Source organism: Mesorhizobium sp. M4A.F.Ca.ET.022.05.2.1, assembly GCF_003998845.1.
Lineage (GTDB): Bacteria > Pseudomonadota > Alphaproteobacteria > Rhizobiales > Rhizobiaceae > Mesorhizobium.
Genome location: NZ_RZOJ01000138.1, coordinates 1 through 13,498 on the forward strand (window position 1 = coordinate 1; position 13,498 = coordinate 13,498).

The 13,498-nt window shown below is 65.0% G+C and carries 14 protein-coding genes; 10 read left to right on the plus strand and 4 right to left on the minus strand.

What is annotated here, in order from left to right:
• The 4 genes from EN745_RS16760 to EN745_RS16775 form a co-directional block, all read left to right on the plus strand.
• On the plus strand, nucleotides 1-223 hold a 223-nt coding region (locus EN745_RS16760), incomplete at its 5' end, for a divergent polysaccharide deacetylase family protein (RefSeq protein WP_189363068.1).
• Nucleotides 224-480: 257 nt separating this feature from the next.
• Complete coding sequence (locus EN745_RS16765) at nucleotides 481-996, plus strand: RNA pyrophosphohydrolase (RefSeq protein WP_127404978.1); 516 nt, start codon at nucleotides 481-483, stop codon at nucleotides 994-996.
• Between the two features lie 82 nt (nucleotides 997-1,078).
• Nucleotides 1,079-2,224: an alanine racemase gene (gene alr / locus EN745_RS16770; RefSeq protein WP_127404979.1), complete on the plus strand. Its 1,146-nt coding sequence runs from the start codon at nucleotides 1,079-1,081 to the stop codon at nucleotides 2,222-2,224.
• Nucleotides 2,225-2,403: 179 nt separating this feature from the next.
• Nucleotides 2,404-3,660 (plus strand): D-amino acid dehydrogenase, encoded by a 1,257-nt coding sequence (locus tag EN745_RS16775; RefSeq protein WP_127404980.1) that lies wholly within the window; start codon nucleotides 2,404-2,406, stop codon nucleotides 3,658-3,660.
• 67 nt (nucleotides 3,661-3,727) lie between these two features.
• On the opposite strand, the gene EN745_RS16780 is transcribed toward EN745_RS16775, so the two are convergent.
• From EN745_RS16780 to EN745_RS16790, 3 genes are all read right to left on the minus strand, one after another.
• A complete protein-coding gene (locus EN745_RS16780) occupies nucleotides 3,728-5,821 on the minus strand; it encodes a phosphatidylserine/phosphatidylglycerophosphate/cardiolipin synthase family protein (protein ID WP_127421798.1) in 2,094 nt (697 codons plus the stop codon).
• Between the two features lie 68 nt (nucleotides 5,822-5,889).
• The gene (locus EN745_RS16785) at nucleotides 5,890-6,330 is read right to left on the minus strand and encodes a hypothetical protein (RefSeq protein ID WP_127421796.1); all 441 of its coding nucleotides are present in this window, start codon (nucleotides 6,328-6,330) and stop codon (nucleotides 5,890-5,892) included.
• Nucleotides 6,331-6,434: 104 nt separating this feature from the next.
• On the minus strand, nucleotides 6,435-7,316 hold the full coding sequence (locus tag EN745_RS16790) for a LysR family transcriptional regulator (RefSeq protein WP_126057811.1): 882 nt from the start codon (nucleotides 7,314-7,316) through the stop codon (nucleotides 6,435-6,437).
• A gap of 222 nt (nucleotides 7,317-7,538) precedes the next feature.
• On the opposite strand from EN745_RS16790, the gene EN745_RS16795 reads away from it, so the two are divergent.
• From EN745_RS16795 to EN745_RS16805, 3 genes are all read left to right on the plus strand, one after another.
• The gene (locus EN745_RS16795; protein ID WP_126057812.1) at nucleotides 7,539-9,035 is read left to right on the plus strand and encodes a CoA-acylating methylmalonate-semialdehyde dehydrogenase; all 1,497 of its coding nucleotides are present in this window, start codon (nucleotides 7,539-7,541) and stop codon (nucleotides 9,033-9,035) included.
• Nucleotides 9,036-9,342: 307 nt separating this feature from the next.
• Nucleotides 9,343-9,669, plus strand: a complete 327-nt coding sequence (locus tag EN745_RS16800; protein WP_189363069.1) for a hypothetical protein — start codon at nucleotides 9,343-9,345, stop codon at nucleotides 9,667-9,669.
• Between the two features lie 219 nt (nucleotides 9,670-9,888).
• The gene (locus EN745_RS16805; RefSeq protein ID WP_126057814.1) at nucleotides 9,889-10,209 is read left to right on the plus strand and encodes a hypothetical protein; all 321 of its coding nucleotides are present in this window, start codon (nucleotides 9,889-9,891) and stop codon (nucleotides 10,207-10,209) included.
• Between the two features lie 10 nt (nucleotides 10,210-10,219).
• Here EN745_RS16805 and EN745_RS16810 read toward each other — a convergent pair whose 3' ends face one another.
• Nucleotides 10,220-10,879, minus strand: a complete 660-nt coding sequence (locus EN745_RS16810) for a GntR family transcriptional regulator (RefSeq protein WP_126057815.1) — start codon at nucleotides 10,877-10,879, stop codon at nucleotides 10,220-10,222.
• A gap of 101 nt (nucleotides 10,880-10,980) precedes the next feature.
• On the opposite strand from EN745_RS16810, the gene EN745_RS16815 reads away from it, so the two are divergent.
• The 3 genes from EN745_RS16815 to EN745_RS16825 all read left to right on the plus strand — a co-directional run.
• Complete coding sequence (locus EN745_RS16815) at nucleotides 10,981-11,916, plus strand: dihydrodipicolinate synthase family protein (RefSeq protein ID WP_127421797.1); 936 nt, start codon at nucleotides 10,981-10,983, stop codon at nucleotides 11,914-11,916.
• Between the two features lie 15 nt (nucleotides 11,917-11,931).
• Nucleotides 11,932-13,248 carry an FAD-dependent oxidoreductase gene (locus tag EN745_RS16820; RefSeq protein WP_126057817.1) on the plus strand — a complete coding sequence of 439 codons (1,317 nt, stop codon included), beginning with the start codon at nucleotides 11,932-11,934 and terminating at the stop codon, nucleotides 13,246-13,248.
• A gap of 100 nt (nucleotides 13,249-13,348) precedes the next feature.
• Nucleotides 13,349-13,498: proline racemase family protein (locus tag EN745_RS16825; RefSeq protein WP_189363070.1), on the plus strand; the 150-nt coding region annotated here is incomplete at its 3' end.

Here is a 13,498-nt window from a genome sequence, read left to right on the forward strand (position 1 = left end):
CGGTGGCTTCCAGCTCGTCCAGCTTCTTCAGGATCGCGGCGCGATCCTGAAGAAGCTGGACGAGCTGGAAGCCACCGCGCGGGCCAAGGGCACCGCCGTCGGCATCGGCTCGGCCTTCGATCTCACGGTCGACACGGTTTCGGCCTGGGTGGCCGAGGCGAAAAAACGCGGCATCGAGATCGTGCCGATCTCGGCGGTAGCGATCGATCCGCAAAAAGGCTAACAGCCGTCCCGATAATTTTACTCCGGCGGGCATCTGGCGACGTTTTCTGCGCGTCTACAGCGCCGCGCGTCCTTTGGATGGGCAAAGGACGCTATAGCTTTTTTGATTTGCGTATGATCCTTTCCGAAACATCGGTTTCGATTTTCGGGGTCATACGCGCTGTTCACGTCCTTTAAGTACGCTCCGTTCCGGTTCTCGAAATCGCTCGCCACCTGCCTCGCCGGAGCGAATTCTCAAAACGGCTGGAACTTTCATTTATGGCCAAAAACGTCGATCCCGAAACCCTGCCTTACCGTCCATGCGTCGGCCTGATGATCCTCAATGGCGACGGGCTGGTCTGGGTCGGCCATCGCATCGCCGAATCGGACAGCGAGTTCTCCGGCACGACGCAGCTCTGGCAGATGCCGCAGGGCGGCATCGACAAGGGCGAGGAGCCGCTCGAGGCGGCGGAGCGGGAGCTCTACGAGGAAACCGGCATGCGCTCGGTCTCGCTGCTCGCCGAGGCGCCGGACTGGATCAACTACGATCTGCCGGCGCATCTGGTCGGCGTCGCCCTCAAAGGGCGCTATCGCGGCCAGACGCAGAAATGGTTCGCCTACCGCTTCCATGGCGATGTCGGTGAAATCCAGATCAATCCGCCGCCGGGCGGCCACACCGCCGAGTTCGACAAATGGGCGTGGCGGCCGATGCAGGACCTGCCCGGCCTGATCGTGCCGTTCAAGCGCCAGGTCTATGAGGAGGTGGTTGCGGCGTTTCAGCACCTGGTCTCATAAGGCGCAAACACGTCTTTCCAAAAACCGGGTTCCAACTTTTAGCGATCATGCTCTATTGATGGCCGATGCAATGGGGGCCGGCATGGACGACGCCGCCGAAAGGCCTATCCCGAACACAGAAGCTGCCGGACCGGTCAGCGAGGCCGTGGCCGGGGCGATCCTGAGCATCGATCTCGGCGCCATCAGGGAGAACTACCGGCGGCTGAAAGCGCGGGCGGGCAGCGCCCATTGCGCCGGCGTGGTCAAGGCCGACGGCTATGGGCTGGGCGCCGCGGCGGTGGCGGCGACGCTGGCGGCGGAAGGCTGCACCAGCTTCTTCGTCGCGCTGCTCTCCGAAGGCATTGCGCTGCGCAAGGCGCTCGGGCCCGGCCCGGTGATCCATGTGCTGAACGGGCTGCCGCCGGGCTCGGAAAACGAGGCCGTCGAAGCCGGCCTTTGCGTCGTCATCAACAGCTCAACGCAACTCACGGCCTGGAGCGAGGCTGGTCAACAGGCCGGCCGCAAGCTGCCGGCCGCGATCCAGGTCGACAGCGGCATGTCCAGGCTCGGCATGCCGCCGGCGGAGGTCGAAGAGCTGAGCCACAAGCCCGATTCCTTCGAAGGTATTGCGGTCACCCTGGTCATGAGCCATCTCGCCTGCGCGGACGAGCCGGCACATCCGGCCAACGAGCGGCAGTGGCTGACGTTCGAGCGCTTGCGCAAGATGCTGCCCGAGGCGCCGGCTTCGCTGGCCAATTCCTCCGGCATCTTTCTCGGGCCGGCCTTCCAGTTCGATCTCGTCCGCCCCGGGGCGGCGCTCTACGGCATCAATCCGACGCCGACGGATCCGAACCCGATGCTGCCAGTGGTGCGGCTGCAGGCCAAGGTCGTGCAGACGCGAAGCGTCGAGAAGGGGGCAGGCGTCGGCTACGGCCACACCTATCGCGCGCAGGATGCGCTCAGGCTGGCGACGATTTCGCTCGGCTATGCCGATGGCTGGCACCGGCGCGCCGCCTCGGCCGCCTGGTTCGAGAACGTGCGGTTGCCCTTTGTCGGAAGGGTGTCGATGGATTCGATCATACTCGACATTTCCGCCTTGCCGCCCGGCAGGCTCGGCGAAGGCGATCTGGTCGAACTGCTTGGTACGTCACAGAGCGTCGACGACGCGGCCGGCCATGCCGGCACGATCGGCTACGAGATCCTGACCAGCCTCGGACCGCGTTTTCACCGGCGCTATGTGGGCGGCTGAGGTTTTTCAATATCGCGGCCTGGCGCGGCCACTTGGCGGACGCCGCAAAATCCGGCAGACAGTGGGCGACGACCCCGGCCTGCGCATGGCTCCGAAAATCGGCAACGATCTTCGCGCAAGGATCATGCGCCACATGACAGTGAGAGCCCTGACCAGACGTCGTCGTGGAGAGCGATGCGATGAAGATCTTCGTGCTGGGCGGCGGTGTGATCGGGGTCACCACCGCTTACTTCCTCGCCGAGGCCGGCCACGAGGTGACGGTGTTCGATCGCCAGAAAGGTCCGGCACTGGAAACCAGCTTCGCCAATGCCGGCGAGGTCTCGCCAGGCTATGCCTCGCCCTGGGCCGGCCCGGGCATCCCGCTGAAGGCGATCAAATGGCTGCTGATGAAGCATGGCCCGCTGGTGGTGCGGCCGGCCTTCGATCCGCATATGTGGACATGGCTCTTGAAGATGCTGCGCAACTGCACGGCCGAGCGCTATGCGCTCAACAAGTCGCGCATGGTGCCGCTTGCTGAATACAGCCGCGATACGCTGAAGACGCTGCGCCAGACGACCGGCATCGCCTATGACGAGCGGGCCAAGGGCACGCTGCAGCTTTTCCGTACGCAAAAGCAGCTCGACGGCACCGGCGGCGACGTCGAGGTGCTGAAGAAATACGGCGTCCCCTATGAAGTCCTCGACGCCGAGGGCTGCATCGCCGCCGAGCCGGCGCTGGCCGGCGTGCGCGGAAAATTTGTCGGCGGTCTCAGGCTGCCGGGCGACGAAACCGGCGACTGCAAGATGTTCACCGACCGGCTGGCGGAGCTCTGCGTGGCGCGCGGCGTCACCTTCGAATACGACACCGTGATCAGGCGAATCATCCGCAGCCGCAACCGTGTGCACAACATCCACACCAGCAAGGGCTGGAAGGCGGCGGATGCCTATGTGATGGCGATGGGCAGCTATTCAGCGCAGGCAATGCGCCGGGTGAAACGGCCAATCCCGGTCTACCCGGTCAAGGGCTATTCGATCACCGTGCCGATCAAGGATGCCGATGCCGCGCCCGTCTCGACGGTGATGGACGAGACCTACAAGGTGGCGATCACCAGGCTCGGCGATCGCATCCGCGTCGGCGGCACGGCTGAGATTTCAGGCTTCGATATGAGGCTGCACGAGTCGCGCCGGCGTACGCTGGAGCATTCGGTCGGCGATCTCTTCCCGGGCGGCGGCGATCTCAAGACCGCGACCTTCTGGTGCGGCTTGCGGCCAATGACGCCGGACGGGCCTCCGCTGGTCGGCCGCAGTGAGCTGTCAAACCTCTATCTCAACACCGGCCACGGCACGCTCGGCTGGACCATGGCCTGCGGCTCGGCCAAGGTGCTGGCCGACATCATCTCCAGCCGGGTGCCGGAGATCAACGCGCACGACCTCGGGCCGGAACGCTACCTGAAATAGTGCGGCGGCCTTAAGCTTTGTGCATGTCGTTGTCCGAAAACCGCTGCATGCTTTTGGGCGACATGAATCAAAATGCCTGCTTCACCCAGCTCTGGCTGAACAGCAGCCTGTAGGCCCAGGGGATCGTCACATTGGTGGCGACCGGGTTCGAGTGCGCGAGGTAGTCGTCATAAACCGGCCTCATCCTGGCATAGAAGGCGGGGTCGAGAACGGTCACGCCGTTCTCCGAGTCATGGAAGAAGCTGCGGTTGTTGAGGTTGACCGACGAGATCGCCACCAGCCGCTCATCGATCATCATGATCTTGGAATGCAGCACCACGTCGGGCGCCTTGAATTCGCGGATGTCGATGCGGTCGCCGTACTTCTCGACGAACAGCTTGTTGAGCGCGGTGAGGAACTTGCCGCCGATATCGCCCTTGAGGTCGATGCGGCCGACAATGTCGATCCTGACGCCTCTCGCCAGCGCCCGGTCGAAGGCCAGCGCGAGCTTCGGCGTCAAATTCAGGTAAGGATTGACGATCTGGATATGGTGCTCGGCGGTGTCGATCAATTCGACGAAATAGTTCTCCAGCGCGTGCCCGTCCTCATAGGGCACGGAGATGAAATGCCGGGCGACGCCTTGCGGGAGCCGGCCCCTGGCGCGGACCGGAATCGAAAACGGCCGCGAGATATTGGTGTCGGCATCGCGCAGCCATACGGTCGACAGATGCGCGGCGAGCGTCTGGACCGTCGCCGGATCGGCGAACTCGATGTCGAAGTCGCTCCAGTTCGAATAGTAGTTCAGCGACAAGCCGTCGGTCCTGCCGTATTGCTGCAGGTCCGGATAGCGCGACAGGTCGACCGGTCTGTGGAACAGGAAGCCGTCATGGATGTTGCGGCCGCCGATGATGACGCGCGAACGGCCGGGATCGTCGGCCAGCGCCGCCAGCATCTTGACGTGATGGGTCTTGTGCAGCTGTGAGATCTGCTCGTCGATCGGCGCGCCATGGTCGGCCCGCCAGCGGTATTCCTGAAGCTGGACATTGGGGAATTCCGCCGCCAGCCGGTGCAGCAGGGCGTCGTCCTTCTCGCGCTCCAGCACATCGGTGACCAGGATGCGCACCTTGGTGCCCAAGGCGGCATGGTGGCGGACCAGCCGCTCCATGACGCGGCCGGAAAAGTCCGCCTTGAACTCCAGTGACGACAGATAGATCAGCCTGAGTTTCGGCGCATGGGTGAAGTCGAGCGGCAGCTCCGGATCGGCCTTGTCGAGGGCGCTGTCGGAAAGCCTTGTGCCCAGCAAGGCCTCGACCTTGGCGTTGAACCCATCGCGCGACTTGCGCAGCAAAAGCGGTTTGCCGAGCGGCAGCGCGCAGGTCTGCGACAGCCAGCGGCCGGCATAGAACACACGGTCCAGTTCCTTCAGCCCCGACGGATCGGGCACCGGACAGCGATCGTAGCGGCTGTCGAGCGCGGCGACCCATGGGTCGGCGACCTCCTCGCGCAGGATGGTCAGCGGTGCGCCGGCGGGGGCGAGGTCGGAGCGGACACGCAGGTCGCAGCGGGTCAGCGCTTCACCGGGAAACAGGCTTGCTGATGTTTCTGCCGCCGGCAGGCTGAGATGAAACGCCGAGCCCGCCGCAATGCTGCTTGATCGTCCCGAGGCGCGGATTGCCAGCGGCCCGTCGCAGGTGCCAGCTATGTCGATCGGCTTCCGGCCGGCCTGACGAAGCACGATCTCGACCGAGCGCGCCTCCAGTCCGGAAAAGCTGAATATCCTCGGCGCGAAAGGCCGGGCGGCGGCATCGAGATAGAGCGTCTGGCGCGACATGCGCCAGCGCCCGGTGAAATGATCCTCGCCGGGCTTATCGCGGGTTGGCGTCAGCTCGGTCTTGTCGAGCGGCCTCGCCAGCCGCTGCAGCGTCCGGTAGGTCGCCTGGAAACGGCTGTTCTGGACATCACGCCAGTCATGGCCGAAACGGCCGGTGCCGTTCTTGCGATCGAGCGCGTCGAGCCGGCTCTGGGCGAGCAGCGCCTGGAACCGCTTCTCGTAGGCGCCGTTGCCGTCATTCCCGAAGTATTGTGCGGTTGCGATCTCGGTGCCGGTGGTGTCGGCCGAGACCGACGGCCGGTCGCAGGTATCATCGCCCGGAAAGAAATCGCAGGCGGAACGGCCGGGCATGCCGGCGCAGCCAGCCGTTGCCGCCAGCGCCAGCCAGAGCAGGGCCAGGCATCCGAAATTGCGCCGCGTCACCCGGTGGCCCCGTTCATGGCCTTGAGCTGGGCCGGATCGCGTGGCGGCATGAAGCCTTGCGGGAAGATCTTGCAGACGGGGACGGCGAACGTGGCGATCAGGAGTTCGGCCTCGTCGCGCATCGCCCTCGTCGCGCTCTTGTCGACGCGGATCGCTCGCGCCGAGGCGACAAGGGCGCCGTCGCAGTCGCAATGGTTGTGGCGGGCGATGTAGCAGGCGTCGTGGACCTGGCACGCGGCGTCGAGACGGTCGACCGGCCGCAGCGACAGGTCGCCGGAGCGGGTGCCCGGCCCGCAATAGTTGCCGATGACGAAGGGCGAAGGGCGCGCCATCGCAGTGCGGATCGGCTTTGGCAGCTCCGCCTCCGGCACTTTCGTCCACGGGTTGGCGCAAGCCGAGAGGAAGGCCAGCGGCAGGATGGCAAGAACGGCTCGCATTTTCTCCGCGCCAGCTTTCCGAAAAGTCCCCGCCCGGGCTTTAAAGCCGCTCAATAGGCGGATGCCACACTCGCCGATTTTGTGGCAAGCGCAAGGCGGGCGAGTCAGACGAACAGAGCGCGCTCCCTTTCCACCGCCCGGGTGATGAAGTTGGCGACGATCTGCACCCGGCGCAGCGGCCTCACCGATTCGTGATAGACCAGCCAGTAGGCGCGGCGGATCGGCGCGACGATGTCGACGAGAACCAGTTCCGGCATCGAGCGGGCGACGAACGTGTGCAGGATGCCGATGCCTGCGCCGGAACGCACCGCCTCGGCCTGGCCGAGTGCCGAGGAGATGGCAAAGCTGGTGCGCCAGTCGGCGCTGAACTCGGCGGCATAGTCGAGCGAGGGGCTGACGATGAGGTCCGGCACGTAGCCAATCAGCGTGTGCCGGCCGAGCTCGGCCGGCGTCGTCGGCAAGCTATGGGCCTCGGCATAGGCGCGCGAGGCGAACAGGCCGAGCGTGTAGTCGACCAGCTTGCCCGCCACCAGCCGGCCCTCGGTCGGGCGTTCGACGGTGATGGCGATGTCGGCCTCGCGCCTGGACAGCGAGAAGGAGCGCGGCACCGGCACCAGCTGGATGGTGAGCTCGCGGTGAAGGGCGGTCAGTTCTCCCAGCCGTTTCGCCAGGAAGGCAACGCCAAAACCGTCGGGCGCGCCGATGCGCACCGTGCCCGAGATATCGTCGCCTTCGCCGGCAACGGTCGAGCGCGCGGCGATCATGTCGCTCTCCATGCGCTCGGCTATGTCGAGGAAGCGTTCGCCGGCCGGCGTCAGCTCGCTGCCCGTGGTCAGGCGGCGGAAAAGCTTCGTCCGCAGCGCCTCCTCGAGCGCCGCGATCCGGCGCGAGACGGTGGCGTGGTTGAGCTCCAGGCGCTTCGCCGCGCCGAGGATCTGGCCGGCGCGCGCCACGGCGAGAAAGATGCGGACGTCATCCCAGTTCATGCCGGATGGTCCGGATTAGTCGCGAGCACTGCCTTTGCCGCCTGTCCCCTTTGTCCAGCCTGCAATCTTCGATCCCTTTCAGCAACTCGCCATTTGCGACAATTAATGCACAGCTGCCCATCGTTGTCTATTTTTTGCACAACGGTTGCGTTTTCGCTCGCGTTGCCTTCGCTCCGGCAAAGGCGGACAATGCGCCATCATCAAAACACAGGGAGAGAAACCATGATCGATTACGGTCATTTCATCGGCGGCAAGCGTGTCGCCGGGACCAGCGGCCGCAAGCAGGACGTGATGCAGCCGATGGACGGTTCCGTGCGCGGCACGGTGGCGCTGGCTTCGCAGGCGGAACTGCGCGCGGCTGTCGAGAACGCCAAGGCGGCGCAGCCCCAGTGGGCGGCCACCAACCCGCAGCGGCGCGTGCGCGTGCTGATGAAGTTCCTCGAACTGGTGCAGCGCGACTATGACGAACTGGCCGACATCCTGGCGCGCGAGCATGGCAAGACGATCGCCGACGCCAAGGGCGACATCCAGCGCGGCCTGGAAGTGGTCGAGGTCTGCATCGGAGCGCCGCACATGATGAAGGGCGAGTTCACCGACGGCGCCGGCCCCGGCATCGACGTCTACTCGATGCGCCAGCCGCTCGGCGTCGTCGCCGGCATCACGCCGTTCAATTTCCCGGCGATGATCCCGCTGTGGAAGATTGCGCCGGCGATCGCATGCGGTAACGCCTTCATCCTGAAGCCTTCCGAGCGTGATCCGGGCGTGCCGATCCGCATTGCCGAACTGTTCATCGAGGCCGGCCTGCCGGCCGGCATCCTCAATGTCGTCAACGGCGACAAGGAAGTCGTCGACGCCATCCTCGACGATCCCGACATCAAGGCCGTCGGCTTCGTCGGTTCGACGCCGATCGCCCACTACATCTATTCGCGTGGCACCGCGGCCGGCAAGCGCGTGCAGTGCTTCGGCGGTGCCAAGAACCACATGATCATCATGCCCGACGCCGACCTCGACCAGACGGTCGACGCGCTGATCGGCGCCGGCTACGGCTCGGCCGGCGAGCGCTGCATGGCGATCTCGGTGGCGGTTCCGGTCGGCAACGACACCGCCAACCGGCTAATGGAAAAGCTCATACCGCGCGTCGAAAGCCTGAAGGTCGGCCCGTCGACGGATTCGTCCGCCGATTTCGGCCCGCTGGTGACGGCGCAGGCGCTGGAGCGCGTCAAGGGCTATGTCGATATCGGCGTCAGGGAAGGCGCCAAGCTCGTCGTCGACGGTCGCGGCTTTACGATGCAGGGCTACGAGAATGGCTACTATATGGGCGGCTGCCTGTTCGACAATGTGACGGCCGACATGCGCATCTACAAGGAAGAGATCTTCGGGCCGGTGCTCTCGGTGGTGCGCGCGCCGACCTATGAGAACGCCATCAAGCTCGCCAACGATCACGAGATGGGCAATGGCGTCGCCATCTTCACCCGCGACGGCGATGCCGCGCGTGACTTCGCCTCGCGTGTCCAGGTCGGCATGGTCGGCGTTAACGTGCCGATCCCGGTGCCGATCGCCTACTACACCTTCGGTGGCTGGAAGGCGTCGTCCTTCGGCGATCTCAACCAGCACGGCCCGGATGCGTTCCGCTTCTACACCAAGACCAAAACGGTCACCTCGCGCTGGCCGTCCGGCATCAAGGACGGCGCCGAGTTCGTCATCCCGACGATGAACTGACCGGACGTTTCCTGGTTTGCGCGTCCTCGCCGCGATGCGGTTGCGGGCGCGCGGCAGGCATCAAGGACGGCGCCGAGTTCGTCATCCCGACGATGAACTGATCCAGGAATTGGGAGATGATCAGAGGAAGGCCCGGTCGTATCCGGGCCTTTTTCGGATTTTTGCCGATACGCTTGTTCGCGAATCTACAAAGTGGATGGAACCAAGCGGGTGCCCTCCGTCTTAGCCTATATCCCTGCCAAGGTGCAGGCCAATCAAACAGCGCCGGTTGCAGCCGGGGTTCTCGTCTGGCGCGAGGAGGTGTCAGATGGCACGATATCTCGTGGCAACGACGGTCGTTGCCGCCGCCGCGATGTTCGCGGCAGCCGGCCAGTCAAACGCGGCCGGGCAATGCGCGGCGCGGACCGACATCATCAAGGCGCTGGGCGAGAAGTTCCATGAAAGCGAGACCGCGCGCGGCCTGGTCAACCGCAGCGTCATCCTCGAGGTTTTCGTTTCCGAACAGGGCACCTGGACCATCCTGGCAACCGACACGCACGGGCTGAGTTGCGTTATTTCGGCCGGGGAAGGCTGGGACCATACAACGCAAGGTGGCCGCGCTGCCGGGTACCTGAGCACGCTTCTGCTTTGCTAGCATTAGAATCGGCAAGCGCCTGACGAGGCACCCGCTTGCGCTTTGCCGTTGCCGTCACCATATATGGAACATAATGGGAACATCCAGAAGTTCCCATTAGTGGCAGACCGGAACGCAGAAAGGAACGACGCGATGATGACGTCGGAACCGGCCTGGGTGGCTCCGGCAAAATGAGGCTGTCTCCTTTTGCCGGGACGCGATGGCAAAAGGAGGTGCCCCATGGCACGCAAGTCCTTTTTGGGTTGGGTGAGAAACCTGGTCCTCGCCGGCGCGCTGGCGATGGGTACGAACAGCTCGGGCGCTCAATACCAGCACTGTGTCAAGCATAGCGCTCTGGTTGCCCATCTAAGCGAGAATTTCCAGGAACGGCAGTTTGCCTTCGGGTTGATCGGCCAGGTCGCGATCATGGAAGTGTTCGTCGGCCAGAGCGGAACCTGGACCATCATCGTCACCGACGTCGACGGCACGAGCTGCATCATCGCGGCCGGCAACAGTTGGGAAAGCGTGGCTGCGCCGACCGGCCATGACGCGCGATACTGATCGGGAGCGCTCAGCGCGTGGCGGCGACCTCCGCATGGCCGCGCAGCAACGCCATCAGGCGCTTGGCATCCTTGGCGGCGGCTTCCTCGTCGCCGGCGAGGATCGAGCGGATCAGCGCGACGTGGTGCTCGGCCGATTCGGCAAGGCCGGTATCCGACTTGTAGCGGAACCAGAAACGTCGGCTGTGCGTCTGCAGGGGCGCCGCCACCCGCGCGGCGAAGGGGTTGTCGGCGGCCAGCGCGAGTGCCTCGTCGAGCGCCTTGTCGGCCTGGATGAAGGCCAGCACATTGCCCGAGATGACCGCCTTCTGCATGGCAAGCGCGGCGTCATGAAACAGGTCCGCCGCCTCGCGGGTGACGAAGCGGGCGGCCGAACGCGCCAGCACCACCTCGACGCCACGCCTGGCATCGATCACGCGCAGCCAGTCTCCGGGATGAAGCGGCGCGATCGCGATGCCGGCGCGGGGCCTGACGTCGAGCAGACCCTCCCAGGCCAGACGCTGGATCGCCTCGCGCACCGGCGTGCGGCCGAGCCCGAGACGCTCGATCAGCGCGCCCTCGGTGACGAAGCTCGCCGGCGCCAGCTCGAGCGTGACGATCATATGCTCGAGCGCGCGATAGGCCTTCGCAGCCGCGGGCTCGAAATGAGATATATCTTCCAACAGAGCCATCGCGTCTCCTGATATATTTTCCATATATCATAACGGATTCCGCATTGACAGACCGTTTCTTACTAGATATATCACTGATATATCAGATTGGAGACGCTGCCATGTGGACTGGAGTTTTTCCCGCCGTCACGAGCAAATTCACCGAGGACGACCGTCTCGATCATGCCGAAATGGAGCGCTGCTACGCGCTGCAGATGGAGGCCGGCTGCGACGGCATCATCGTCTGCGGCTCGCTCGGCGAAGGGCCGATGCTGTCGCATGACGAGAAGATCGAGGTGCTCAAGACGGCGCAGAAGGTCGCCGGAGGGAAGCCGGTGCTGCTCACCGTGAACGAGCCCGGCACCCGCGAGGCGGCAAGCATCGCGCGCCGTGCCGGGCAGGCCGGGGCCAGCGGGCTGATGGTGGTTCCCAGCCCGATCTACCATACCGACCCGGAAGAGACGGTCGCCGCCCTGCGCGCCGTGGCCGATGCCGGCGACCTGCCGGTCATGATCTACTCGAACCGGCTGGCGTACCGGGTCGACGTCACAGTCGACCAGATGGAGGAGCTGGCGTCCGACACGCGCTTCGTCGCCATCAAGGAATCCTCCGACGACATCCGTCGCTCGACGGAGATCATCAACCGGCTCGGCGACCGCTACGATCTGTTCACTGGCGTCGACAATCTTGCCTTCGAGGCACTGTCGGTCGGGGCCGTCGGCTGGGTGGCGGGGCTGGTCACCGCCTTCCCGCGCGAGACGGTGGCGATCTACCAGCTGATGAAGCAGGGCCGGCGCGAGGAGGCGCTCGAGATCTATCGCTGGTTCCGGCCGCTGCTCGACCTCGATGTCTCGACCTATCTGGTCCAAAACATCAAGCTTGCTGAAGTGCTGGGGATCGATACCAATGATCGCGTTCGGATGCCGCGCCGGCCGCTGTCGGGCGAGCGCCGCAAGGCGGTGGAAAAGATCGTTCGGGATGCGTTGGCAGTGCGGCCGAAACTGCCGGCGCTGCAGGCGTCTCCTCGATCGCCGGACAAGCTGGTGGCAGCCGAATAGAGGAATAGCATTCGCGTGCAGGAAAATTCCGATGAGACCGAGGAGGGGCGCCGCCCCTCATCCGCCCTTCGGGCACCTTCTCCCCGTGAACGGGGAGAAGGTGAAGACATCGCCATCATCGGCGGCGGTATCATCGGCATCTGCGCCGCCACCTATCTCGCCGAGGCCGGGCGCAACGTCACGATCTTCGATCGGACGGGCATCTGCGAGGAAACGAGCTCGGGCAATGCCGCCGCCTTCGCCTTCACCGACGTGCTGCCGCTGGCGCACAAGGGCATGATCCGGCAATTGCCGAAATGGCTTGCCGATCCGCTCGGCCCGCTCAGCATCCCGCCGGCCTATCTGCCGAAGCTGCTGCCATGGTTGGTCCGCTTTTGGCGCGCCGGGCGCGGCGACCGCTACGAGACGAGCCTCGCCGCACAGGCCGCGATGATGAGGCTTGCCGAAGCGGAGTGGATGGGTCTGCTCGACCGCTCTGGCACGAGGCCAATGCTACGCGAGGACGGCTCGCTGGAACTCTACGAGAGCGAGGCCGAGTTCCACGCCTCGCTGTCCGGCTGGGCGGCGCGTGAGCGCTACGGCATCGGCTTCAGCCATGTCGACGGTGCGGATCTCGCTGCGCTGCAGCCCGGCCTTTCGCCGCGCTTCATCAAGGGCACCTTCGTGCCGGGCTGGAAAACGGTCGCCGACCCCAGGCTGCTCGGCAAGGCGGTCTGGGCCCATGCCGAACGGCTTGGCGCCCGCTTCGGGCACGCACGCGTCGAGCGGATCGAGGCCGGAGCGGATGGCGCGACGATCGTGCTTGCCGACGGCACGACCCGGAGGGCAAACCAACTCGTCATCGCCGCGGGCGCATGGTCGCATCTTTTGGCCAGGGACGTCGGCGAGCACATCCCGCTGGAGACCGAGCGCGGCTACAACACGACGCTCCCCGTGTCGGCCTTCGACGTGAAGCGGCAGCTGATCTTCTCCGGGCACGGCTTCGTCATCACGCCGCTGGAAACGGGCGTGCGCGTCGGCGGCGCCGTCGAACTCGGCGGCATCGAGCGCCCGCCCAATTTCGCGCGGTCGAAGGCCATGCTGGAAAAGGCCAGGCGTTTCCTGCCGGGGCTCGATCCGTCCGGCGGGCGCGAATGGATGGGGTATCGCCCATCGCTGCCGGATTCGCTGCCCGTCATCGGCCGGGCGCGCGCGCCGAACATTTTCTACGCTTTCGGTCACGGCCACCTCGGCCTGACGCAGGCAGCGGCAACCGGGCGCTTGATCCGCGATCTCGTTCTCGGTCAGACTCCGCCCGTCGATCTCGCCCCCTTCGGCCCGCAGCGGTTTTGAACAGTCTTCTTGTCTTGACGCAATTCCGGACAGAAGGTTACGGCGAAGGCGCCGAACTTAACCGCTTCACACTTTTCCTGAAATTGCTCTAGGAAGCATCATGGCCAAAAAAACCTTCACCTGCATCGACGGCCATACCTGCGGCAATCCGGTCAGGCTGGTCGCCGGCGGCGGTCCGTTGCTCGAGGGCAAGACGATGATGGAGCGGCGGGCGCATTTTCTCTCCGAAAATGAATGGATCCGCACCCGG

Excerpts from the sequence above, each read along its gene's own strand:
- EN745_RS16805 (WP_126057814.1), top strand. The coding sequence starts at position 9,889 with ATGGCACGCAAGTCCTTTTTGGGTTGGGTGAGAAACCTGGTCCTCGCC.
- EN745_RS16790 (WP_126057811.1), bottom strand. The coding sequence starts at position 7,316 with ATGAACTGGGATGACGTCCGCATCTTTCTCGCCGTGGCGCGCGCCGGC.
- EN745_RS16815 (WP_127421797.1), top strand. The coding sequence starts at position 10,981 with ATGTGGACTGGAGTTTTTCCCGCCGTCACGAGCAAATTCACCGAGGAC.
- EN745_RS16800 (WP_189363069.1), top strand. The coding sequence starts at position 9,343 with ATGGCACGATATCTCGTGGCAACGACGGTCGTTGCCGCCGCCGCGATG.
- EN745_RS16785 (WP_127421796.1), bottom strand. The coding sequence starts at position 6,330 with ATGCGAGCCGTTCTTGCCATCCTGCCGCTGGCCTTCCTCTCGGCTTGC.
- EN745_RS16810 (WP_126057815.1), bottom strand. The coding sequence starts at position 10,879 with ATGGCTCTGTTGGAAGATATATCTCATTTCGAGCCCGCGGCTGCGAAG.
- EN745_RS16780 (WP_127421798.1), bottom strand. The coding sequence starts at position 5,821 with ATGCCCGGCCGTTCCGCCTGCGATTTCTTTCCGGGCGATGATACCTGC.
- alr (WP_127404979.1), top strand. The coding sequence starts at position 1,079 with ATGGACGACGCCGCCGAAAGGCCTATCCCGAACACAGAAGCTGCCGGA.
- EN745_RS16795 (WP_126057812.1), top strand. The coding sequence starts at position 7,539 with ATGATCGATTACGGTCATTTCATCGGCGGCAAGCGTGTCGCCGGGACC.
- EN745_RS16775 (WP_127404980.1), top strand. The coding sequence starts at position 2,404 with ATGAAGATCTTCGTGCTGGGCGGCGGTGTGATCGGGGTCACCACCGCT.
- EN745_RS16765 (WP_127404978.1), top strand. The coding sequence starts at position 481 with ATGGCCAAAAACGTCGATCCCGAAACCCTGCCTTACCGTCCATGCGTC.